Below are 21719 nucleotides of genomic sequence, written 5' to 3' on the forward strand. Positions count from 1 at the left end.
ATGATGTCGACCGTACTGGTCGCGAACCGGGGCGAGATCGCCTGCCGGGTCTTCCGCACCTGCCGCGAAATGGGCATCTCCACCGTCGCCGTCCACTCCGACGCGGACGCCGACGCCCTGCACGTCCGGGAGGCCGACGCGGCGGTACGCCTGCCGGGGGCGACGCCCTCGGAGACGTATCTGCGCGGCGACCTGGTGGTGGCGGCGGCGCTCGCCGCGGGCGCGGACGCCGTCCACCCCGGCTACGGCTTCCTGTCGGAGAACGCCGCCTTCGCGCGGGCGGTGACCGACGCCGGGCTGCTCTGGATCGGCCCGCCGCCCGAGGCCATCGAGGCGATGGCCTCCAAGACCCGCGCCAAGGAACTCCTCGGCATCCGGCCGCTGTCCGAGGTGACCGAGGACGACCTGCCCGTCCTGGTGAAGGCGGCGGCGGGCGGCGGCGGCCGCGGCATGCGGATCGTCCGCGAACTGGGCGCCCTGGAAGGGGAGCTGCGGGCCGCGTCGGCGGAGGCCGAGAGCGCCTTCGGGGACGGGGAGGTGTTCGTCGAGCCGTACGTGGAGAACGGGCGGCACGTCGAGGTGCAGCTCCTCTGCGACACCCACGGCACCGTCTGGGCGCTCGGCACCCGCGACTGCTCGCTCCAGCGCCGTCACCAGAAGGTGATCGAGGAGGCCCCGGCACCCGGACTGCCCGCCGCCCTGGAGGCGTCGCTCCTGGACACCGCCGTCCGCGCGGCGAAGGCCGTCGGCTACACCGGCGCGGGCACGGTCGAGTTCCTCGTCGCCGACGGCCGGGCGCACTTCCTGGAGATGAACACCCGCCTCCAGGTGGAGCACCCGGTCACCGAGGAGGTGTACGGCGTCGACCTCGTCGCCCTCCAGCTCGCCGTCGCCGAGGGCCGGGCCCTGCCCCCCGAGCCCCCGGCCCCCCGCGGCCACGCGATCGAGGCCCGCCTCTACGCGGAGGACCCGGCGCGGGAGTGGGCGCCGCAGACGGGCGTGCTGCACCGCTTCGAGGTCCCGGCGGAGGGGCGGGTGCGGCTCGACACCGGGTACGCCTCCGGCGACGCCGTCGGCGTCCACTACGACCCGATGCTCGCCAAGGTGATCGTCCACGCGCCCACCCGCGCCGAGGCGGCCCGCAAGCTCGCCCACGCGCTGGAGCGGGCCCGCGTTCACGGCCCGGTCACCAACCGCGACCTGCTGGTCGCCTCGCTGCGCCACCCCGAGTACACCGCCCCGGAAGCCCTCGACACCGGCTTCTACGGGCGGAACCTGCCCGAGCTGACCACGGCCCCGGTCGGCGAGGCGTACGCGGCGGTCGCCGCCGCGCTCGCCGAGGCCGCCGCCGGCGCGGGCCGCTTCGGCGGCGGCTGGCGCAACCTCCGCTCGCAGGACGAGACGAGGACGTACGGCGATCACGAGGTCCGCTACCGGCCGACCCGGGGCGGCGGCCACGAGGTCACCTCCCCGGCGGGCGTGCGGGTCGTCTCCGCGTCCCCCGACCGCGTCCGGCTCGAAGTCGACGGCGTCGTACGCGCGTACACGGTCGACTCCTACGGCGACGGCACCGTGCACGCCGGGCCCCACCGGCTCACCGTCCGCCCCCGCTTCACCGACCCGAGCGAGCAGACCGCCCCCGGCTCGCTGCTCGCCCCCATGCCCGGCACCGTCGTCCGGGTCGCGGACGGCCTCGCCGTCGGCGACCCGGTCACCGCCGGACAGCCCCTGCTCTGGCTGGAGGCCATGAAGATGGAGCACCGCGTCACCGCTCCCGCCTCCGGCACGCTCACCGCGCTCCACGCCGTCCCCGGCCGCCAGGTCGAGGTCGGCGCCCTGCTCGCCGTCGTACAGACCGAGGCACTGGAGGAAGACCCCGTATGAGCACCGACATCGAGCCGCAGGAACACACCGCACTCCGGTCCGCCGTCTCCGCCCTCGGCCGGCGCCACGGCCCCGGGTTCGACCGGGCCGCGCTGTGGGCGGAGGCCGGGAAGCTCGGCTACCTGGGCGTGAACCTGCCCGAGGAGTACGGCGGCGGGGGCGGCGGCATCGCCGAACTGTCCATCGTCCTGGAGGAGGCGGGCGCCGCCGGTGCCCCGCTCCTGATGATGGTCGTCTCGCCCGCGATCTGCGGCACCGTGATCGCCCGCTTCGGCACCGAGGAGCAGAAGCGGGCCTGGCTCCCCGGCCTGGCCGACGGCAGCCGCACGATGGCCTTCGGCATCACCGAGCCCGACGCGGGGTCCAACTCCCACCGGATCACCACCACCGCCGCCCGCACCGAGGACGGCTGGGTCCTGAACGGGCGCAAGGTCTTCGTCTCGGGCGTCGACATCGCCGACGCCACCCTGATCGTCGGCCGCACCTCCGACGCCCGCACGGGCAACCTCAAGCCGTGCCTGTTCATCGTCCCGCGCGACACGCCGGGCTTCGGCCGCCGGCACATCGAGATGGAACTCGACGCGGACGAGAAGCAGTTCGAGCTCACCATCGACGACGTGCACCTTCCGGCGGACGCCCTGGTCGGCGACGAGGACGCGGGTCTCCTCCAGCTCTTCGCGGGCCTCAACCCCGAGCGGATCATGACGGCCGCGTTCGCGATCGGCATGGGCCGCCACGCCCTGGAGAAGGCCGTGGCCTACGCCAAGGAGCGCCAGGTCTGGAAGGCCCCCATCGGCGCCCACCAGGCCATCGCGCACCCCCTCGCGCAGGCGCACATCGAGCTCGAACTCGCCCGTCTGATGATGCAGAAGGCGGCCCGGCTGTACGACGCCGGCGACGACATCGGTGCCGGCGAGGCGGCCAACATGGCCAAGTACGCGGCCGCGGAAGCCTGTGTCCGCGCGGTCGACACCTCCGTCCACACCCTCGGAGGCAACGGCCTCACCCGCGAGTTCGGCCTCGCCCGCCTCGTCACCGCCGCCCGCGTCGCCCGCATCGCGCCCGTCAGCCGGGAGATGATCCTCAACTACGTCTCCACCCACACCCTCGGCCTCCCCAAGTCCTACTGACCCCCTCCGGGGCCCCGCGGGCCGCCCCCACGGCGGTCGGCCCGCGGGGTCGTGGATCCCATCTCGGCGCATTCCGCCCCCAGTTGTGGAGAACGCGTGTACGATCCCCCCATTTCGCTCACATCCGGGCGCCTGGACAGGGGAGACGTACGTGTACCAGCAGCCCGACCCGTACCGGGGACAGCCGTCGTGGGCGCCGCCGCGCCGCTGGTGGCAGCATCCCGCCCTGATCATCACCCTGCTGGTGCTCATCCCCCCGGCCGGCATGGCCCTGGCCTGGCTGAGCCGCTGGAGCGGCCGGACGAAGATCGTGGTCACGGTGGTGTCGGGGCTGTGGTTCCTCGCCGTCCTCGTCAGCGACGACCCGAAGGAGAAGGGCGCGGACGACCCCAAGCCCGCCACGACCGCCACGGCCTCCGCGACCCCGACGACCGCCGAGCCGACGACGCCCCCGGCCACCACGGAGGCGCCCACGCCCACGCCGGAACCGACCACCCAGGCCCCGACGACCGAGGCCCCCGAGCCGACCACCCAGGCCCCGACCACCGAGGCCCCGGAGCCGGCGCACACCACGCCGAAGCCCGTGAAGCCGAGGCCCGCCCAGACGACCCGGCCGGCGGAGACCGCCGAGCCGGAGCCGGAGGTCCACTACGCCAACTGCACCGAGGTGCGCGACGCCGGAGCCGCCCCCATCCACCGCGGGGACCCCGGCTACAGCAGCCGTCTCGACCGCGACGGCGACGGGGTCGCCTGCGAAAGGTGAACCGCCGCGCCGGAAACCATGCAGGCACGCTTGATTGATTTCGGGAGGGCTGACAGGGTCTCCCCGAGTTCCGCACACGGCAGTGATCCCGGCATCCGCCCTTCCTCTCCCCAGGGGGTCAACGCATGGTGTTCCACAGCGCGTACGAGGCCGTTCCCACCCTCTCCCTGCCCATCCACGACGCCGTGCTCGGCGGGGCCGCCGAGCACGGCGACACCCCCGCCCTGATCGACGGCACCGGCGGGGAGGGGGCCCTGACCCTCACCTACGCCCAGGTCGACGCGTTCCACCGGCTGGTGGCCGCCGGCCTGGCCGAGGCGGGGGTGCGCAAGGGTGACGTGCTCGCCCTGCACAGCCCCAACACCGTGCTCTTCCCCATCGCGTTCTACGCGGCCACCCGGGCCGGCGCGGCCGTCACGACCGTCCACCCGCTCGCCACGGCCGAGGAGTTCGCCAGGCAGCTCCGCGACTCCTCCGCACGGTGGATCGTGACCGTCTCGCCGCTGCTGCCCGCCGCCCGCGCCGCCGCCGAACTCGCCGGCGGCGTCGAGGAGATATTCGTCTGCGACCAGGCGCCCGAGGCAGCGGGCGTCCGGTCGCTGCAGTCCTTCCTCGGCAGCACCGGACCCGTACCGGAGATCGAGGTCGACCCCGACGAGGACGTCGCGGCCCTGCCGTACTCCTCCGGCACCACCGGGATCCCCAAGGGCGTGATGCTCACCCACACGTCCATCGCCACCAACCTGGCCCAGCTCGAACCCTTCGTCCCCATGGGCCCCGGCGACCGGATCCTCGCCGTCCTGCCGTTCTTCCACATCTACGGGCTCACGGCCCTCATGAACGCCCCGCTCCGCCGCGGCGCCACCGTCGTCGTCCTGCCCCGCTTCGAGCTCGACACCTTCCTCGCCGCCATCCAGAACCACCGCATCGACGGCCTCTACGTCGCCCCGCCCATCGTCCTCGCGCTCGCCAAGCACCCGGCCGTCGCCGACTACGACCTGTCGTCCCTGCGGTACATCGTCAGCGCCGCCGCCCCGCTGGACGCGGCCCTCGCCGAGGCGTGCTCCACCCGGCTCGGCCTCCCGCCGGTCCGCCAGGCGTACGGCATGACCGAACTCTCCCCGGGCACCCACGTCGTCCCCCTCGACGCCGAGAACCCGCCGCCGGGGACCGTCGGCCGGCTCCTGCCCTCCACCGAGATGCGCATCCTCTCCCTCGACGACCCCTCCGAGGACGCGGCACCCGGCGCGGACGGCGAGGTCGCCATCCGCGGACCCCAGGTGATGAAGGGATACCTCGGCCGGCCCGACGCCACCGCCGCCATGATCGACGCCGACGGCTGGGTGCACACCGGCGACGTCGGACGCGTCGACGAGGACGGCTGGCTGTTCGTCGTCGACCGCGTCAAGGAGCTCATCAAGTACAAGGGCTTCCAGGTCGCCCCCGCCGAGCTCGAAGCCCTCCTCCTCACCCACGACGGCATCGCCGACGCCGCCGTCATCGGCGTCACCGACGCCGACGGCACCGAGATCCCCAAGGCGTTCGTCGTCCGCCAGCCCACCGCCGCCGGACTCACCGCCGAGGACGTCCTCGCCCACGTCGCCGCGCGCGTCTCCCCGTACAAGAAGGTCCGCGCCGTGGAGTTCGTCGACACCGTTCCCCGGGCAGCGTCCGGGAAGATCCTCCGCAGAGAGTTGAGGGACCGCGCATGACCCTGGTGACCATCGGCGAGGAGCGGGGCATCACCACCCTCGCCCTGAACTCCCCCGACACGCGCAACGCCCTCTCCGCCCCCCTCGTCGGCGAACTCGCCGACGCGCTCACCGCCTGCGGCAAGGACCCCGCCGTCCGCGCCGTCGTCCTCACCCACACCGGCACCACCTTCAGCGCCGGCGCCGACCTGAAGGCGCCCCCGAGCCCGTACGCCTTCGTCGACCTGCTCCGGCAGATCGTCGAACTGCCCAAACCCGTCGTCGCCCACGTCCGCCCCGGCAGCCACACCCGGGCCGGCGGCCTCGGCCTGCTCGGCGCGGCCGACATCGTGCTCGCCGGCGAAGGCGCCGACTTCGCGCTCACCGAGGTCCGCATCGGCGTCGCCCCCGCCGTCATCTCCCTGACCCTGCTGCCCCGGCTCGAACCGCGCGCCGCCGCCCGCCACTACCTGACCGGCGAGCGGTTCGGCGTCCCCCAGGCCGTCGCCATGGGCCTGGTCACCGCCCCCGACACGGAGCTCGACACCGTCCTCGACGCCCTGCGCGCCGGCTCCCCCCAGGGCCTGCGGGAGTCGAAACGACTGGTCACCGCTAGAGTCCTGGAGACCTTCGAGCGTGACGCCGAGGACCTGGTGCAGAGGTCCGCCACGCTCTTCGCCTCCGCCGAGGCACGCGAAGGGATGACGGCCTTCCTCGAACGACGGGACCCCGCATGGCGGCTCTGACCGCACCCAAGCCGGACCGGAACCCCAAGCAGGACCGGAGCCGCGCCACCCGGCAGCGGCTCCTGGAAGCGGCCGTGGCCTGCCTCGCCGAGCACGGCTGGGCCGGCTCCACCGTCGCCGTCGTCGCGGAACGGGCCGGTGTCTCCCGGGGCGCCGCCCAGCACCACTTCCCGACCCGCGAGGACCTCTTCACCGCCGCCGTCGAGTACGTCGCCGAGGAGCGGTCCCACGCCCTGCGCGCCCTGCCGTCCCGGGACCGCAAGGAGGCCGTCGCCGCCCTCGTCGACCTCTACACCGGCCCCCTCTTCCGGGCCGCCCTGCACCTCTGGGTGGCCGCCGCCGACGAGGAGCAGCTCCGCGCCCGCGTCACCGAGCTGGAGGCCCGCGTCGGCCGCGAGTCCCACCGCATCGCGGTCGAGGTGCTCGGCGCCGACGAGTCGCGCCCCGGCGTCCGCGAGACCGTCCAGGGCCTCCTGGACATGGCCCGCGGCCTCGGCCTCGCCACCCTCCTCACGGACGACCGCGCCCGCCGGGAACGTGTGGTCTCCCAGTGGGCGCGGCTGGTGGAGGAGGCGCTGAGCGGCTGAGCCGCCCCCCGCCCGGGGGCGGCGGTCAGACGCCCGGGATCGCGCGGGCCCGGAAGGCGTCCCGCACCGCGTCCGCGGCCGCCGTGCCGTACATCTGCCGCGCGGTCGCGATCGTGGTGAGCGCCGCGTCGGCGAAGTCGGTGTCCGCGGCGAAGCCGAACTGCGCGTTCACGATGATCCGGTCGGCCGTCCGCGCACCGAGCCTGCCCCGGATGTCGAACAGCGCCCGGGACCAGATCTCGCCGTCGGCGTGGACCTCGCCCTCGCGGTCCGCGTACGTCTTGGAGGAGTCGGTCCGGCGCAGGCAGTGCAGGGCCGCGCTGTACCCGGTCGAGTCCCAGTCGGCCACGCACGCCTGGTCGGCCTTCATCGGCCAGCCGTACTTCGCGACCGCCTGCGTGCCGACGGCCACCGCCAGGTAGTCGCCGAACGCCTCGCCGATCGCCCCGGCCTCCGGGGAGGTGCCGAACCCGGGCACCTGCGCGTTGTGCACCGCGTGGCCGTACTCGTGGACGATCACCTCCGCGTCCTCGGCGTCGTCCACCCCGCCCTTGCCGAAGCGGATCTCGGCCTTCTTGTCGGTGAAGAAGGAGTTGTCGGCACCCCACTGGTTGAGGCGCACCGGCTGGACGCGGTCGTTCGCGCCCCGCAGCTCGGTGCCGAAGCCGAGGCCCTGGAGGTACTCCTGCGCCTCGTTGACCCAGAAGTACGCCATGACCTGCTCGAAACCGTCGTCGGACCGGTCGTACGCGCCGGCGTCGGCGAGCGCCGCGGGCTTGCCCGTCTCTGAGCGGACGGCCACCCACCTCCCCGACAGGCCGCCGCCCGCGTCCAGGTTGCGCAGGGTGACGGTGGCGTACGCGGAGGCCGGCACGTCGGCCGCCGCGTCCTTGTGGTCGGCGAGGGACTGGTCGCCCGAGGACTGGACCGGGTTCACCATGAAGACCCGGGCCTGGGGCGGCGCGGCGGCCGAGGCGCCCGAGGACGGAAGCAGGGCGGCGGCGGCCGTACCGGCGACGGCGACCGCGGCGACCAGGCCACGAGGGGTGCGGCGGGTCATGGACATCCTCCTGCGTAGGGCTGCTGCGACGGGAAGCTTGGCGTGTACTCAACACGCGTGGCGGCGATCTTCGCGTACCCCCGCCCCTTTGGCCAGCCCCCCGGACCCCCCACCCGAACGTGACCCGGACCACATCCCTCCGCGCCCCTCCGCAGTATTCTGTTCGCATGCCTACGCTCGTACGCCGTCGCCACGTGGACTTCGTCCGCGTCACGAGCATGAGCTGTCGCCGCTCCGCCTGACCCACACGGCACCGGGGCACCACACCCGCCCCCGCCCACCGGGTCCCCTCGTCAGAGCCCCCAGCCGACCGGCACCCGTGGCCCCCGCACCATCCCCAGCGGCCGCCCCGGGCACCCGTAGACCCCGCGGACGCACCCCATGACGCACAGCTCGTACTCCCCGACCCGCACCTCCCGGACCGCGGGCCCCTACGCCTCCCAGCTCCCCATCGTCGACCTCGCCGCCGCCGACCGCGGCCCCCAGGCCCGCAAGCTGCTCCACGCCCAGCTGCACTCGGCCGCCCACGACGTCGGCTTCTTCCAGCTCGTCGGACACGGCGTGACCGAGGCCGAGACCCGGGCCCTCACCTCCGCCATGCGCGCCTTCTTCGCCCTGCCCGAGGCCGACCGGCTCTCCCTCGACAACCTCAACTCGCCGCACTTCCGCGGCTACACCCGCATCGGCGACGAACGCACCGCCGGCGCCCGCGACTGGCGCGACCAGCTCGACATCGGCGCCGAGCGCCCCGCCCGCGTCCCCGCCCCCTGGGAACCGCCCTACTGGTGGCTCGAAGGCCCCAACCAGTGGCCCGCCGCCCTCCCCGAGCTGCGCACCGCCGCCCTGCACTGGATCGACCGCCTCAGCGGCGTCGCCGAGCGCCTCCTCCACGAACTGCTCGCCTCCATCGGCGCGCCCGTGGACTTCTACGACGACATCTTCGGCCCCCGCGCCCACCCGCACCTCAAGCTGGTGCGCTACCCCGGCAGCAGCGGCGAGGGCGACGACCAGGGCGTCGGCGCCCACAAGGACTACGGCTTCCTCACCCTGCTGCTCCAGGACCAGGTCGGCGGCCTCCAGGTCCAGCGCGAGGACGGCGAGTTCCACGACGTGCCGCCGCTGCCCGGCGCCTTCGTCGTCAACCTCGGCGAACTCCTGGAGGTCGCCACCGACGGCTACCTCGTCGCCACCAACCACCGGGTGGTCTCCCCGCCCGGGGCCACGGAACGCTACTCCGTCCCGTTCTTCTACAACCCGCGGCTCGACGCCCGGATCGCCCCGCTCGACTTCCCGTACGCCGACCGGGCCCCCGGCGTCACCGTCGACCCGGCCAACCCGCTCTTCGCCGAGTACGGCCGCAACGAGCTCAAGGGCAAGCTCCGCGCCCACCCCTCGGTCGCCGCCCGCCACCACGCGGAGCTCCTGCTCCACCCCGAGGAGCGCCCCGCGCAGCTGGTCTAGGGGGTCGCTCTCGGCGGGTGCGCGCCGCGCGCCCGCACGGCGACGGCCCCGACTGTGCGGGCCGGGCGTCGCCGTGGCGGGTCGCGGTGTGCGGGATCAGCCCGCGATGTCGCCGTAACCCTCGATGTCGCGCGGGTCCCGGCGGCCGGGACCCGTGTAGCGGGCCGACGGACGCACGAGCCGGCCGGTGCGCTTCTGCTCCAGGATGTGCGCCGACCAGCCGGCCGTCCGTGCACAGCTGAACATCGACGTGAACATGTGCGCCGGGACCTCGGCGAAGTCCAGGACGATCGCCGCCCAGAACTCCACGTTCGTCGCCAGGATCCGGTCCGGGCGGCGCTCGTGCAGCTCCTCCAGAGCGGCCTTCTCCAGCGCCTCCGCGACCTCGAAGCGTGGCGCGGCCAGCTCACGGGCCGTCCGGCGCAGCACGCGCGCACGGGGGTCCTCGGCGCGGTACACGCGGTGCCCGAAGCCCATCAGGCGCTCGCCCTTGTCCAGCGCCTGCCGCACGTACGCCCTCGCGTCGCCGGTCCGCTCGATCTCCTCGACCATGCCGAGGACCCGGGAGGGCGCGCCGCCGTGCAGCGGACCCGACATGGCGCCGACGGCGCCGGACAGGGCGGCCGCCACGTCCGCGCCCGTCGAGGCGATGACCCGCGCGGTGAACGTCGACGCGTTCATGCCGTGCTCGGCGGCCGACGTCCAGTACGCGTCGACGGCCTTGACGTGCTTCGGGTCCGGCTCGCCGCGCCAGCGGATCATGAACCGCTCGACGACCGACTCGGCCTTGTCGATCTCGCTCTGCGGCACCATCGGCTGGCCCTGGCCGCGCGCCGACTGCGCCACGTAGGACAGCGCCATCACGGCCGCGCGGGCCAGGTCGTCACGGGCCTGCTCGGCGGAGATGTCCAGGAGCGGCTTGAGGCCCCACACCGGCGCCAGCATCGCCAGCGCCGACTGCACGTCGACCCGGATGTCACCGGAGTGCACCGGGATCGGGAACGGCTCGGCGGCCGGCAGGCCCGGGTTGAACGCGCCGTCGACGAGCAGACCCCAGACATTGCCGAACGAGACGTGGCCGACGAGATCCTCGATGTCGACCCCGCGGTAGCGGAGGGCGCCGCCCTCCTTGTCGGGTTCGGCGATCTCCGTCTCGAACGCGACGACTCCCTCGAGCCCGGGTACGAAGTCGGACATCAGGCGGCTCCTCTATCGATGATCGATCAACCGAGTTGGTCGATGGTGGGGAATCAACAGTCATCCAGCCCAAGAGTCTGTACGGTTCCGATGATGCCGGGAAGCGTGACATCCGGCACACTGCGCCGATCCGGCGAGTGAGGATTAGGGCCACGTGGTGCCGGGCACACTGCGCCGCTGCGGCAGGATGGCCCTGTGACCGACGCTCTGGACCCCGCCGACATGCGCGAGCAGTACCGCACCACGGAGCTCTCCGCGGCCGACCTCGCGCCCGAGCCGATCGAGCAGTTCACCCGCTGGTTCAAGGAGACCGCCGCCAATCCGGCGATCCACGAGCCGAACGCGATGATCGTCTCCACCGCGACCCCCGACGGCCGCCCGTCCTCCCGGACGGTCCTCCTCAAGCACTACGACGACGCGGGATTCGTCTTCTTCACCAACTACGCCTCCCGCAAGGGCGAGGAACTGGCGGCCAACCCGCACGCCGCCCTCCTCTTCCCCTGGCACCCCCTCGCGCGCCAGGTCATCGTCACCGGCCGTGCCGTCCGCACCGGCCGCGACGAGACCGTCGCCTACTTCCGCACCCGCCCCCACGGCTCCCAGCTCGGCGCCTGGGCCAGCCCCCAGTCCACCGTCATCCCGTCCCGGGCCGACCTCCTCGCCCGCTACGACGAGCTCGCCGCCCGCTACCCCGAGGACGAACAGGTCCCCGTCCCCCCGGAGTGGGGCGGCATCCGCGTCATCCCCGACACCGTCGAGTTCTGGCAGGGCCACGAGAACCGTCTCCACGACCGCCTCCGCTACACCCGCACCCCCGACTCCTGGCACGTCGACCGCCTCGCCCCCTGACCCCGAAAACGCAGACGACCCGTGAGTCGGGTCCCTGTCCGCCTAGGTTCGGACAGAAGCCGGCCGGACTTACCGGCGACTCACGGGTCGGGTGACTGCGTTGGTGTTCGGCAGACTGCCTGCCGAGGTGCACAGAGTGCGACTGGCAGGCGCTAGCCCGCAGTCACCTCGCTGGTCCGGTAAGAAATCACTTCCGGATCACCTCCTTTCATGCGTGACTCACACACTACGAACGCCGGGCGGGGCGCTCAACCGATTTATTCGGACCCCCTGGCTTCCCTCCCCCAGGAGTACGCGAACCCGTCGGCCCGCTGGAGCATGCGCAGGTTCTCGTGCGACGCGTTGAACCGCCCGAACGGTGTGGCGACGCTGTGCCGCCCCGTGCTGCGCACCGCCACCCGCCCCGTCCAGACGCCGGCCCACCGCCCTTTCCGCACCGTGGCCCGTACGAGATCGCCGCTGGCGAACCCCTGGTGCCGCTTCCGACGGGGGCGCACCAGCCGAGGAAAGCCGAACCGGTCCGGAGTGGTGCGGGCGTAGGAGCCGCGACCCGTCGCCGTCAGGACGTACACGGCGTCGGGGATGCGCACCAGGCCGTCTCTTGCTCCGGTACCCGGCGACCCGACCGAGAGCGCGTCGAGCGTGTGGGACTTCGGCAGGGCCGAGGCGGCCCGGTTCGAGGCGGTCAGGGACGCCGGCCAGACGTGGACCGGCAGCCCGGTCTCCACGAGCAGAGTGACCAGCCGAACCCGTGTGGCGTTCATGGCGGCCGCATCGCTCAGAGGGCGCCGCAGACGGCTGAGGACACGGGCCAGAACGTCGGGCTTGTCGGCCAGGAACTCCTCCACGGGGCGAGCCGCCTTGGCCTGATTGCACGGGACGCAGGCGAGCAGAAGGTTCGCGCGTCGGTCCGTGCCGCCCCTCGCCCGTGCCCGGACGTGATCGACGGCCAACGGGACATCGGCCGCACCGCAGTAGGCACAGCTCCCGCCCGCTCGCTCGGGGAGGGCGGCGGCGATGGCGTCCTCCGACGCGCTCAGCGTGGGGATGGCGAAGGCATTCTCCTCGAGGTGGATCGCGAGGACCGGAGCGGAGCGGAGGAGGCGGTCGACGACAGCCCGGACCGATTCGACGCGATGGCGCAGGGACGGGGCGAGCCAACCCGGCCGACGCGCCCGGTTGGCGAAGCGGGCCGGCCGGTACCTGAGCGCGGACCGCCGCCTGCGTCGGTATCCGGCGCGGCGCACCATCGCCTGGTGGATCTGCGGTCCCCGGTGCCGGAGCGAGGCCACGGCGGACCACGACGAGGCTGCCGTCCACCGCGCGCTGCCGCCTCGTCTCGGTGAGGGCGAGCCCGGTACCTCGGGAACCCGGGTCGATCCGCAACTCGACCCCGCTGACCTCGGCTTCGGCGTGGCTGCGGTCCTTGAGCCGGATGGTGAACGGCGTGTGCCGAGCCACCACGGCGCGTCCCCTCGCCAGGAGAGCCCGGGCGCGCGCGGGATGGCACGGCATGAGCGGCAGCCCGTCCCGCGAGAGGACGAAAACGCGGTGACTGCCTCGCCTGATCGGCGCCGGTGGGGCGTTACCGCCCTTGTTCTCTGCCTGTTCGGCGTGACGCCGACGAGCCCGGGTGCCGAGCCCGCCGGTCTCCCCTCGCCCATGTCCCCGACCGGCGCCGCGCGTCTTCGCGAGGTCTCCACGAGCCGTTTCGTCCCTGCTCCCAGGGGTGTCTGCGCTCGCGGATTCCAGAGCAGGCCGCTGAGGAAGCACGGCCTGGTGGGTCTTCCGGCCTGTCGGGAACGTAGTCATCGAAGGCGCCCGCTTCCGATCCGACGATCATGATGACTGGGGCTGGTCACTCCGATTCCGCAGGGGAGTCCGGCGCGCGCCGGGGAGCGAGTGACCTCACGAGTCCGTGTGATCACCCTAGGGATCGCGATGCACGTGGCCTCGCCCACGAGGGGGTGATGTGACATGGGTCACTGTCGGGCGGGCCGGCCGGAGTGCGCCGGTGGCGAAGGGGGTCGCGGGCGCTTCCTTCGAGCGCTGTTTCATTCGTTTTCGTGAGGCGGTGATTTCGGTGAAGGTGGTGTGCTCTGTGTCACGTTCCAGTTGAATGGCCGGAGTATGGGGGGAGTGCCGGATGAGTGCTTTCACGGGGTCGGCCAGCGAGACCGCTTCCGTTCCGGGGGCCGGGGGAGATCTGCTGGCGGCGCTGCTGGACGGGATGGACGCGGCGTTGTGCGCGTTCGACGCCGGGGGGACGGTGACGCACTGGAACCGGGAGGCGGAGCGGATCCTCGGGTGGTCGGCGGGCGAGGCGGTCGGCAAGCGGGGGTTCGCCGGGTGGGCGGCGCGGAGCGCCGACGCCGAGGAGACGCTGGGCCGGCTGATGGGGGCGATGAAGGGTCCGGGGCGGCAGGTCCACGAGTTCGTGCTGCTGCGCAAGGACGGCGGGCGGGTGCTCGTGCGGAGCCAGGCGGCGGGGGTGCGGGGGGCCGACGGGTCGCCGGTGGGGGTGTACTGCGCGTTCAGCGAGGTCCACGTGCAGCTGGACCTGGAGCGGTCGGTGGCCCTGAGCGAGGCGCTGTTCCACGACGCCTCGTGGGGGGTCGTGCTGGTGGACGCCGATCTGCGGCCCGCGATGATCAACGGCCATGCGGCCCGGTCCTTCGGGACGGGGCGTACGGCGCTGCTGGGGCGGCCGCTCGGCGATGTGGTCGTGCACGGCGCGGAGGAGCTGGAGGCGGCCTTCCAGCACGTGCTGGCGGAGGGGACGCCGCCGGCGCCCGCCGAGGTGTGGGTGACGCTGCGGACGGCCTCGGGGGAGCGGCGCAGGTGCTGGCGCAGCGGTTTCCTGCTGCTGGCGTCGCCGATGGCGGAGGAGCCGGTGCCGCTGGGGGTGGCGTGGCTGTTCCAGGACGTGACGGAGGAGCGGCTCGCGGCGCGTGAGGCGGACCGGCTGCGGTTCCGGTGGAGCCAGCTGCACCGGGCGGGCATGGCGGCCGCGGAGTGCGAGGACCCGGGCGAGGCGGCGACGGTCCTGTTGGACTTCGCACTGGCCGGTTTCGCGGACCACGCGGTCGTGGACCGGGTGGCGGGGGAGCGACGGCTGACGCGGGCGCTCGCCACGCCCGCGGGCGGCGCGCCCGGCCCGTCGTCCCCGGTCGTCGGCGGCGGCATCCCGCTGCGGTACGGGCCGAGGCATCCGGCGCTCCAGGCGTGGGACCGGCTCGGCACGGTGCGGGCGAGCGCGGGCCGTACGGCCGAGGTCTGGGCGGAGGCCCACCAGTGGCCGGGGGACGCGGCGCACGCCCTGTGCCTGGTGCTGCGGTCGCGGGGCCGCACGCTGGGTGTGCTGACCTTCCTGCGGGCGGCCTGCCGGTCGCCCTTCGAGCGGGAGGACGTGGTGTTCGGGGAGACGGTGGCCGCGCGGGTGGCCGCGCTGCTGGAGCTGGGCGACCGGGACTGAGGGCCGGGGGGCCTCCGTACACCCACTTTTTTGTGGGTACTTGTCGGTCCCGGGCGCCCGGGAGAACCTGGTGGTGGCCCGGACGCGAGGGAGTGACAGGGCCTCAGGAGGCGGCGGCCGCTTCCGTGAGCCGGTCCAGCCGGCGATGGCCCCAGTCGGACAACGGGGCGAGCAGTTCGGACAGTTCGCGTCCGTACGCCGTCAGGGAGTAGACGGTCTTCGGGGGCAGTACGTCGTGCACCTCGCGGTGCACGAGGTCGTGGGCCTCCATCTCCCGCAGTGCCTCGGTCAGCACCTTCTCGCTGATCCCGGGGAGTTCGCGGCGCAGTGCGCCGGGCCGGCGAGGGCCGGACTCCAGCAGCCACAGCAGCGACGTCTTCCATTTGCCGTCGATGACGGCGATCGCGGCGGTCACTCCGCAGACGCCGGTGTCCTGGGCCCGGAGGCGTGTCATGCGCGTTCCTCTCCTTCGACGGTCGTTTCTCTATTTCACCCATGTGCAAGGGAGTTCAGCCATGTCTTCTTCCCGATCCGACGCTCACGCCTCGGTCACGGTGCTCGGCCTCGGTCCGATGGGCCGTGCGCTGGCCGGCGCGTTCCTGGACGCCGGTGTGCGGACCACCGTGTGGAACCGGACCCCGGGCCGGGAGGGCGATCTCGTCGAGCGGGGCGCGGTCCTGGCGGGGAGCGCCGAGGAGGCGGTCGCGGCGAGCGGCCTGACGGTGATCTGCCTGGTCAACTACGACGCCACGGACGCCGTCCTGCGGCAGCCGGCGGTCACGGCCGCGCTGAAGGGGCGGACGGTGGTGAACCTGAGCGCCGACACCCCGGTGCGGGCCCGGGACACCGGTCGCTGGGCCGAGGAGCACGGCGTCGGCTATCTGGACGGCGCGATCATGACGCCGACGCCGAGCATCGGGACGCCCGCCGGGGTGTTCCTGTACAGCGGCCCCGAGCCGCTGTACCGGGAGCACGCGCCGGTGCTCGACGCCCTGGGCGGCGTCCACACCCACCTCGGCGAGGACATCGGCCGGGCGGCGGCCTTCGACGTCGCTCTCCTGGACATCTTCTGGACGTCGATGGCGGGGTACGTGCACGCCCTGGCGGTGGCCCGGGCCGAGGGGATCTCGGCGCGGGAGCTGGCGCCGTTCGCGCAGGGCATCGGGGCGATCCTGCCGCCGCTGTTCGAGGAGTGGGCGGACGACGTGGACGGCGGCGGGTTCTCGGGCGAGGGCAATCCGCTGACGTCGGCCGTCTCCACGATGGGGCACGTGGTGCACGCGGCCGAGGCGCACGGCATCGACGCGAGCGTCATGCGGGCGGCCGAGGCGCTGGCGGTCCGGGCCGTGGACCTGGGGTACGGCGCGGACGGCTTCACGCGCGTGACCACGGTCCTGGACCGCGGCTGACCCGGACGGCGCTCGGGGTCCGGGGCGCTGACCCGGACCCCGCCCGCCCGGGCCCACCGGGTGCCGGCTCAGTGCCGGTAGAAGATCCGGTCCCCGTACTCGGTCATCACGCGTCCGTTCCACTCGTGCCCGCCGTCCACGTTCCCCGAGCGCAGGAGGGGCGGCTCGATGCCCCGGCGGACGAGGTCCTCGGCGGCGGCGGCCATGGTGGCCTGCATGAGGGCGCTGGTGACGACGGTGGAGGCGGGGGCGAAGGGGGCCTCGATGCCCTCGTGGGTGAGCTCGGCGTCGCCGACGTCGATCCGGGAGTCGAGGACGATGTCGCAGTGGTCCTTGAGGAACGTGCCGGACACGTGGCGCGACTTCGTCCCGGTCGCGTAGGCCACCGAGGTGACGCCGATGACGGTGAGGCCGAGGGCGCGGGCGTTCATGGCCATCTCGACGGGCAGGGCGTTGCGTCCGGAGAGCGAGATGATGATCAGGACGTCCCCGGCCTTGGCGGGGGAGGAGTCGAGGACGGCGCCGGCGAGGCCGTCGACGCGCTCCAGTGCGGAGCCGAGCGTGGCGGGCATGACGTCGACGCCGACGACGCCGGGGACGACGAGCAGGTTCATGAGGGCGAGGCCGCCGGCCCGGTAGACGACGTCCTGGGCGGCGAGGGAGGAGTGGCCCGCTCCGAAGGCGAAGAGCCGGTTGCCGTTCGCGACGGCTTCGGCGATCGCCGCGCCGGCGGCGGCGATCTCGGCGGAGTCCTCGTCGCGGACCTGCTGGAGCAGGCCGATCGCGGCGTCGAAGAACTGTCCGGCCAGCTTGCTCTCGCCCATGGCGGCGGCTCCTTCTCGTCGTGGTCGCGGCTCACGGTGCGGTCTGGACCATTGCTCTGTCAATACCGCCTCACCCGGTGAGGCCCGGTTGTCGGCGCGATGCGTCAGAATTGGTGCCAGGGCCAGCGCACGACTGATCGAGGGGCACGAATGTCCGGACTGATCGACACAACGGAGATGTATCTCCGCACCATCCTCGAGCTTGAGGAGGAAGGTGTGGTCCCCATGCGTGCCCGGATCGCCGAGCGGCTCGACCAGAGCGGCCCGACGGTGAGCCAGACGGTGGCGCGGATGGAGCGCGACGGCCTGGTGGCCGTGGCGAGCGACCGCCATCTGGAGCTGACGGACGAGGGCCGCCGCCTGGCCACCCGGGTGATGCGCAAGCACCGGCTGGCCGAGTGTCTGCTCGTCGACGTGATCGGCCTGGAGTGGGAGCAGGTGCACGCGGAGGCGTGCCGCTGGGAGCACGTGATGAGCGAGGCCGTGGAGCGGCGGGTGCTGGAGCTGCTGCGTCACCCGACGGAGTCGCCGTACGGGAACCCGATCCCGGGCCTGGAGGAGCTGGGTGAGAAGGCGGAGGCGGAGGCGTTCCTCGACGACTCGATGGTCTCCCTCGCCGACCTGGACGCGAGCGGCGGCAAGACGGTCGTGGTGCGCCGGATCGGGGAGCCGATCCAGACGGACGCCCAGCTGATGTACACGCTGCGGAGGGCGGGCGTGCAGCCCGGTTCCGTGGTGTCGGTGTCGGAGTCGCCGGGCGGTGTCCTGGTGGGCAGCAGCGGCGAGGCCGCGGAGCTGGACGCGGAGGTCGCGGCGCACGTCTTCGTCGCGAAGCGCTGACGTCTTCTTCCCGTACGCGATCGAGGGGCGCCCGGCCAGGCCGGGCGCCCCTCGATCGCGTTCCCCGTCGGAGACACGGCGCGGCGTCTCGCCGTGCGCCCCGTTTTACGCCGGAATGGCTACGCCCGCGCCCTCGTCGTGCCACATTGGTAAGGGCCGGGCGTGGAGGGGGTGGGGCCATGAGGGCTACGGAAGACGGAGGGCCCCGGCGCCTCCCGGCGCCGGGGCCTGTCCTCCCCTGTGCTGACCTGGAGCCCCGAGCTCTCAAGGTCATTCCCCTCGGACCGTTTTTCCCCGAGCGGTCCGCCTCCCGCTCAAGATCTCCCCTCGGCAGCGCGCGTCAATCCTTGAGCCCTGTCACTCGAACGAGGGGTGTTGTGTGGCAGGAGCGCATTTTCGAATGCGAGTTCGATAGTCTGGCGAGGTTCGACGGAAAAGAGGGGGTGCCGCAACCATGGCGCGACGACTCGACGTCACCGGGGCCGACGGCGTCCGGCTGGCGGCCTGGGACCACACACCCGGACCCGGCGGCACCGCACCCGGTCCGGGGGGCCACCCGACCGTGCCCGACGGCCGCCCGTCGGTGCCGGGCGGCCATCCGCCCGCGCCCGGCGCCCGCGTCCCCGTGCCCGGCGGCGCCGGCATCGTCCCCCAGCCCGGACCGGACGCCGGCGCGCGCGCCGGAGGCGGCCGGCCGGGCTCCGTCCCCCGCCCCGCGCAGCCGTCGCGGGGCACGTCCCCGGAGGCCGGGCGGGCCCCGGCCCCGGGGGTGTTACTGCTCCACGGCCTGATGGGCCACGCGGGCCACTGGGCCCCGGCCGTCGGCCGCCTGACGGGCGGTCACCGGGTCGTGGCCCTCGATCAGCGCGGTCACGGCGCGAGCGAGAAGCCCGCCGGCGGGCCCTTCACCCGCGAGGCGTACGTGGCGGACGCCGCCGCCGTCGTCGAGCAGCTCGGCCTCGGCCCGGTCACGCTCGTCGGCCACTCCATGGGCGCCCTGACGGCCTGGCAGCTGGCGGCCGAGCGCCCGGACCTGGTGAAGGCCCTGGTCATCTGCGACATGCGCGCCTCGGCGCTCGGGGCGGCCTCGCAGCGCGCCTGGCAGCAGTGGTTCCGCGGCTGGCCGGCGCCGTTCCCGTCGCTGGAGGCGGTCCACCGCTGGTTCGGTGCCGACGATCCCTGGGTGGAGACGCCGAACCCGGCGAGGGGCGCGTTCTTCGCCGAGGTGATGACCCGGCACCCGGACGGCTGGCGGCCGGTGTTCGACCCCGAGCAGATGCTGACCTCCCGCGAGACGTGGGTGCACGACGCCCACTGGGACTCCCTCGCCCAGGTCCGCTGCCCCACCCTCGTCGTCCGCGGCCTCGACGGCGAACTGGGCCGTGCGGAGGCCCAGGAGATGGTCCGGGTCCTGCCCCACGGGGCGTACGCGGAGATCCCCGACGCGGGCCACCTCCTCCACTACACCCACCCGGAGGCATGGAGCGAAGCCGTCGAGCCCTTCCTGAACGGGGTGCTCACCCCCTGACGGCCCGGGCCGGACGTCCTCACGGGAACGGCGGCGGCGTCCGGACGGGCGGCCGTACCATGATCGTTCCCTGACGCCCGGCCCGGAGGTCGCCCCATGCCGCAGCTGTCCCGCCGTACGGTCCTGCGCGGCCTCGGTGCCGGAACGGGCGCCGCGGTCGCGGCCCCCGCGCTGCTCGCCGGCACGGCGGCGGCCGCTCCGGCCGTCCCGCCCGCCCGTACCGGCGACAACCCGGTCGTCCGCGAGAACCGGGCGCCCGGCTCGGGCGGCTGGGCGATCGGCGACGACGAGACCTCCGGGGTGGACCCGGCCCGACCCGAGATCGAGGGCCGCGCGGACCGGGACTCCGTCGCCCCCGGCGAGACCCTGCGGCTTCGCCTCTCCGCGGCGGGCGCGACCGTGTCGGTCTACCGCGTCGGCCACTACGGCGGCGCCCGCGCGCGCCGGCTCCTGACCGAGGCCGCCGCCGGGACCGTCTGGACCCTGGAGGTCCCCGCCGCCTGGGTGTCGGGACTCCACCTCGCCGTGCTCACCACCCCCGCCGGCCGGCGCGCCCACGTCCACTTCGTCGTCCGGGAGCCCGCCCGCCCCTCGGGCGTCCTCCACGTCCTCTCCGGCGACGTGGGCGCGGAGGCGAGCGTCGTCCGCTGGCTGGAGGAGGAGGGCTACGACGTCACGTACGCCACCCGCCGCGACGTCCGCGAGGGCCGGGTGGACCCGGCCCGTCACGGCGTCCTCGTCCATGCCGGCACCCGGCCCGCCGCCGTCCGCGGCGCCCGCGTGGTCGCCCTGCCCCGCCCCCTCGCCCTCAGCGAGCCGGGCCGGACCGAGGAGGCGGCCCGGCGGGCCGCCTCCGAGGCGATCGAGGCGGCCGCCGGGACGGCCGTCAGCAGGTCCAGAAGCTGACGTCGGCGCCGATCCAGCCCTTGAGGCCGCGGTCGTCGTAGAGCGTCACCCAGCCGTCGGCCGTCACCTCCATGCGTACGGTCAGGGGCTGGCCCGTCACGTACGTGCCGGAGACCACGCCGACCAGCCGCTGGGTCCGGTTCGGACGCGCGGGCATCGGCAGCCGGAACAGCTTCGCCGTACTCGGCCAGAGGCTCTCCCTGTCCACCCGGTCGATCGAGAAGTGCAGGTGGACCTGGTCACCGTGGATCCGGTACTGCGGGACGTACGACGAGCTGCTCGGCACGTACTGCGCGGGGTCGAGGGCGACCTGCACCCACGGGTTGGTCTCGGGGTGCGGGAAGCGGCCCGCGTGGTAGCGGTGCGCCCCGACGCTGCCGCTCGCGATGCCGAACGCCAGGGTGGCCGGAGCGCCGTCCCTCTCGTACACGCAGAGTCCCTCGGGCTCGCGGTTCGAGAGCGACGGGAACGCCGTGAGCGGCACGTCCTGCACCACCTCGCCGGTGTCCCACCGGGTGCAGGTGACCCGGGACTCCTCCTTCGGCACGCCGTAGAGGGTGTACACGTGGTCCCCGAGGCTCGTGTAGCCCTGGAGGGTCCGGCCGGACGCGGTGAAGGGCAGTGTGGCCAGCGGGGTGCACGTACCGGCGACGACCGCGTCCAGCGCGTAGCGGTCGATGCCGCCGACCCCCTCGTGGGACGGGTCGTCGTTCGACTGCCAGCGGTAGACCAGCTCCCGGCGCGTCGGGTCGATCGTCGCGGACACCCGGTACACGGACTCGCTCGGCCGGGGCCGGTGGAAGGTGATCCGCGAGGACGGCTCGTCGGCCTTCGAGGCGTCGACCGTGCCGCCCGGCACGTACGGGATGCGGGCCAGGGCCGACGCCCAGTGCCCCTTCGGCATCGCGTCGGTCCACAGGAAGACCGCGTCCCCGGTCCGCTCGACGCCTATGTTCGCCCCGTGCCCCGCGCGCTCGACGTGCATCGAGTCCACCGTCTCGCCGTTCTCGGTGAACCGGGTGACGAGGATCCGTTCCTGGTCGCCGGTGGTGGTGTCCCGCTGGCACACGTACCAGTGCCGGCCGACGACCTCCCAGTACAACGACTGCCCGACGCGGACCGGGGACGCCAGTTGCACCGAGTTCAGCAGGACCGGGGGCGCGACGGCGGAGGCCAGCGTGATCATCCGAACACCTCTCAAGATCGACAAGTGGCCGAGACTACGGCCCGCCCGCCGGACGGGTCGGGGAGACCCGGGTGAAGCGGGCATTCCGGAAAGTGGCCACCCCTGCGGCACCGCCCCCGACCCCGCGCGGTACGTTCCCTCCCACGGCGCGTCGAGCAGCTCGTCTCCGCGCCGGTGGGGAGG

19 protein-coding genes and 1 pseudogene are annotated in these 21719 nt (G+C 73.7%); 13 read left to right on the forward strand and 7 right to left on the reverse strand.

What is annotated here, in order from left to right:
* The 6 genes from AB0424_RS11565 (at position 1) to AB0424_RS11590 (ending at position 6801) form a co-directional block, all read left to right on the forward strand.
* Positions 1–1884: a biotin carboxylase N-terminal domain-containing protein gene (locus AB0424_RS11565; protein WP_366304267.1), complete on the forward strand. Its 1884-nt coding sequence runs from the start codon at positions 1–3 to the stop codon at positions 1882–1884.
* Entirely contained in the window at positions 1881–3014 is a 1134-nt protein-coding gene (locus AB0424_RS11570; RefSeq protein ID WP_366304268.1) for an acyl-CoA dehydrogenase, read from the forward strand. Before AB0424_RS11565 ends, AB0424_RS11570 begins: the two co-directional genes overlap by 4 nt.
* Before the next feature lie 331 nt (positions 3015–3345).
* Positions 3346–3777: an excalibur calcium-binding domain-containing protein gene (locus AB0424_RS11575; protein ID WP_366304768.1), complete on the forward strand. Its 432-nt coding sequence runs from the start codon at positions 3346–3348 to the stop codon at positions 3775–3777.
* Positions 3778–3902: 125 nt separating this feature from the next.
* On the forward strand, positions 3903–5489 hold the full coding sequence (locus AB0424_RS11580) for an AMP-binding protein (protein WP_366304270.1): 1587 nt from the start codon (positions 3903–3905) through the stop codon (positions 5487–5489).
* Positions 5486–6214, forward strand: coding sequence for an enoyl-CoA hydratase family protein (locus AB0424_RS11585; protein WP_366304272.1), 729 nt, complete (start codon positions 5486–5488; stop codon positions 6212–6214). The genes AB0424_RS11580 and AB0424_RS11585 overlap by 4 nt, the downstream gene beginning before the upstream one ends.
* The gene (locus AB0424_RS11590; RefSeq protein ID WP_366304273.1) at positions 6202–6801 is read left to right on the forward strand and encodes a TetR/AcrR family transcriptional regulator; all 600 of its coding nucleotides are present in this window, start codon (positions 6202–6204) and stop codon (positions 6799–6801) included. Before AB0424_RS11585 ends, AB0424_RS11590 begins: the two co-directional genes overlap by 13 nt.
* Before the next feature lie 25 nt (positions 6802–6826).
* On the opposite strand, the gene AB0424_RS11595 is transcribed toward AB0424_RS11590, so the two are convergent.
* On the reverse strand, positions 6827–7861 hold the full coding sequence (locus AB0424_RS11595) for a M4 family metallopeptidase (RefSeq protein WP_366304274.1): 1035 nt from the start codon (positions 7859–7861) through the stop codon (positions 6827–6829).
* Positions 7862–8242: 381 nt separating this feature from the next.
* On the opposite strand from AB0424_RS11595, the gene AB0424_RS11600 reads away from it, so the two are divergent.
* On the forward strand, positions 8243–9322 hold the full coding sequence (locus tag AB0424_RS11600) for a 2-oxoglutarate and iron-dependent oxygenase domain-containing protein (protein WP_366304276.1): 1080 nt from the start codon (positions 8243–8245) through the stop codon (positions 9320–9322).
* 96 nt (positions 9323–9418) lie between these two features.
* On the opposite strand, the gene AB0424_RS11605 is transcribed toward AB0424_RS11600, so the two are convergent.
* Complete coding sequence (locus AB0424_RS11605) at positions 9419–10519, reverse strand: citrate synthase 2 (protein WP_366304277.1); 1101 nt, start codon at positions 10517–10519, stop codon at positions 9419–9421.
* A 222-nt stretch (positions 10520–10741) separates the two neighbouring features.
* Here AB0424_RS11605 and pdxH point away from each other — a divergent pair, with 222 nt between their 5' ends.
* A complete protein-coding gene (gene pdxH, locus AB0424_RS11610) occupies positions 10742–11368 on the forward strand; it encodes a pyridoxamine 5'-phosphate oxidase (protein WP_366304769.1) in 627 nt (208 codons plus the stop codon).
* A gap of 257 nt (positions 11369–11625) precedes the next feature.
* On the opposite strand, the gene iscB is transcribed toward pdxH, so the two are convergent.
* Together iscB and AB0424_RS11620 are read right to left on the reverse strand one after the other, a co-directional pair.
* On the reverse strand, positions 11626–12618 hold the full coding sequence (iscB, locus tag AB0424_RS11615; RefSeq protein ID WP_366304771.1) for an RNA-guided endonuclease IscB: 993 nt from the start codon (positions 12616–12618) through the stop codon (positions 11626–11628).
* A gap of 139 nt (positions 12619–12757) precedes the next feature.
* Positions 12758–13180 (reverse strand): annotated as a pseudogene (locus AB0424_RS11620) (RRXRR domain-containing protein); the annotation flags it as partial.
* A 334-nt stretch (positions 13181–13514) separates the two neighbouring features.
* On the opposite strand from AB0424_RS11620, the gene AB0424_RS11625 reads away from it, so the two are divergent.
* Positions 13515–14843 carry a PAS domain-containing protein gene (locus AB0424_RS11625; protein WP_366304278.1) on the forward strand — a complete coding sequence of 443 codons (1329 nt, stop codon included), beginning with the start codon at positions 13515–13517 and terminating at the stop codon, positions 14841–14843.
* Positions 14844–14946: 103 nt separating this feature from the next.
* Here AB0424_RS11625 and AB0424_RS11630 read toward each other — a convergent pair whose 3' ends face one another.
* On the reverse strand, positions 14947–15297 hold the full coding sequence (locus AB0424_RS11630) for a helix-turn-helix domain-containing protein (protein ID WP_366304280.1): 351 nt from the start codon (positions 15295–15297) through the stop codon (positions 14947–14949).
* A gap of 61 nt (positions 15298–15358) precedes the next feature.
* On the opposite strand from AB0424_RS11630, the gene AB0424_RS11635 reads away from it, so the two are divergent.
* On the forward strand, positions 15359–16252 hold the full coding sequence (locus AB0424_RS11635) for an NAD(P)-binding domain-containing protein (RefSeq protein ID WP_366304281.1): 894 nt from the start codon (positions 15359–15361) through the stop codon (positions 16250–16252).
* Between the two features lie 68 nt (positions 16253–16320).
* Here the strand turns inward: AB0424_RS11635 and AB0424_RS11640 are convergent, their stop codons facing one another.
* Positions 16321–17076 (reverse strand): SIS domain-containing protein, encoded by a 756-nt coding sequence (locus AB0424_RS11640; protein ID WP_366304283.1) that lies wholly within the window; start codon positions 17074–17076, stop codon positions 16321–16323.
* 150 nt (positions 17077–17226) lie between these two features.
* Here AB0424_RS11640 and AB0424_RS11645 point away from each other — a divergent pair, with 150 nt between their 5' ends.
* The 3 genes from AB0424_RS11645 to AB0424_RS11655 all read left to right on the forward strand — a co-directional run bounded on the left by AB0424_RS11645 (position 17227) and on the right by AB0424_RS11655 (position 20350).
* A complete protein-coding gene (locus AB0424_RS11645) occupies positions 17227–17916 on the forward strand; it encodes a metal-dependent transcriptional regulator (protein ID WP_053644941.1) in 690 nt (229 codons plus the stop codon).
* 454 nt (positions 17917–18370) lie between these two features.
* Positions 18371–19444, forward strand: a complete 1074-nt coding sequence (locus AB0424_RS11650) for an alpha/beta hydrolase (RefSeq protein WP_366304285.1) — start codon at positions 18371–18373, stop codon at positions 19442–19444.
* Between the two features lie 96 nt (positions 19445–19540).
* A complete protein-coding gene (locus AB0424_RS11655; protein WP_366304287.1) occupies positions 19541–20350 on the forward strand; it encodes a N,N-dimethylformamidase beta subunit family domain-containing protein in 810 nt (269 codons plus the stop codon).
* On the opposite strand, the gene AB0424_RS11660 is transcribed toward AB0424_RS11655, so the two are convergent.
* Complete coding sequence (locus tag AB0424_RS11660) at positions 20331–21536, reverse strand: hypothetical protein (RefSeq protein WP_366304289.1); 1206 nt, start codon at positions 21534–21536, stop codon at positions 20331–20333. The genes AB0424_RS11655 and AB0424_RS11660 overlap by 20 nt on opposite strands.
* Between the last annotated feature and the right edge of the window lie 183 nt (positions 21537–21719).

The sequence above is a fragment of the Streptomyces sp. NPDC051180 genome (genome assembly GCF_040689545.1).
In the GTDB taxonomy this organism is placed as follows: domain Bacteria; phylum Actinomycetota; class Actinomycetes; order Streptomycetales; family Streptomycetaceae; genus Streptomyces.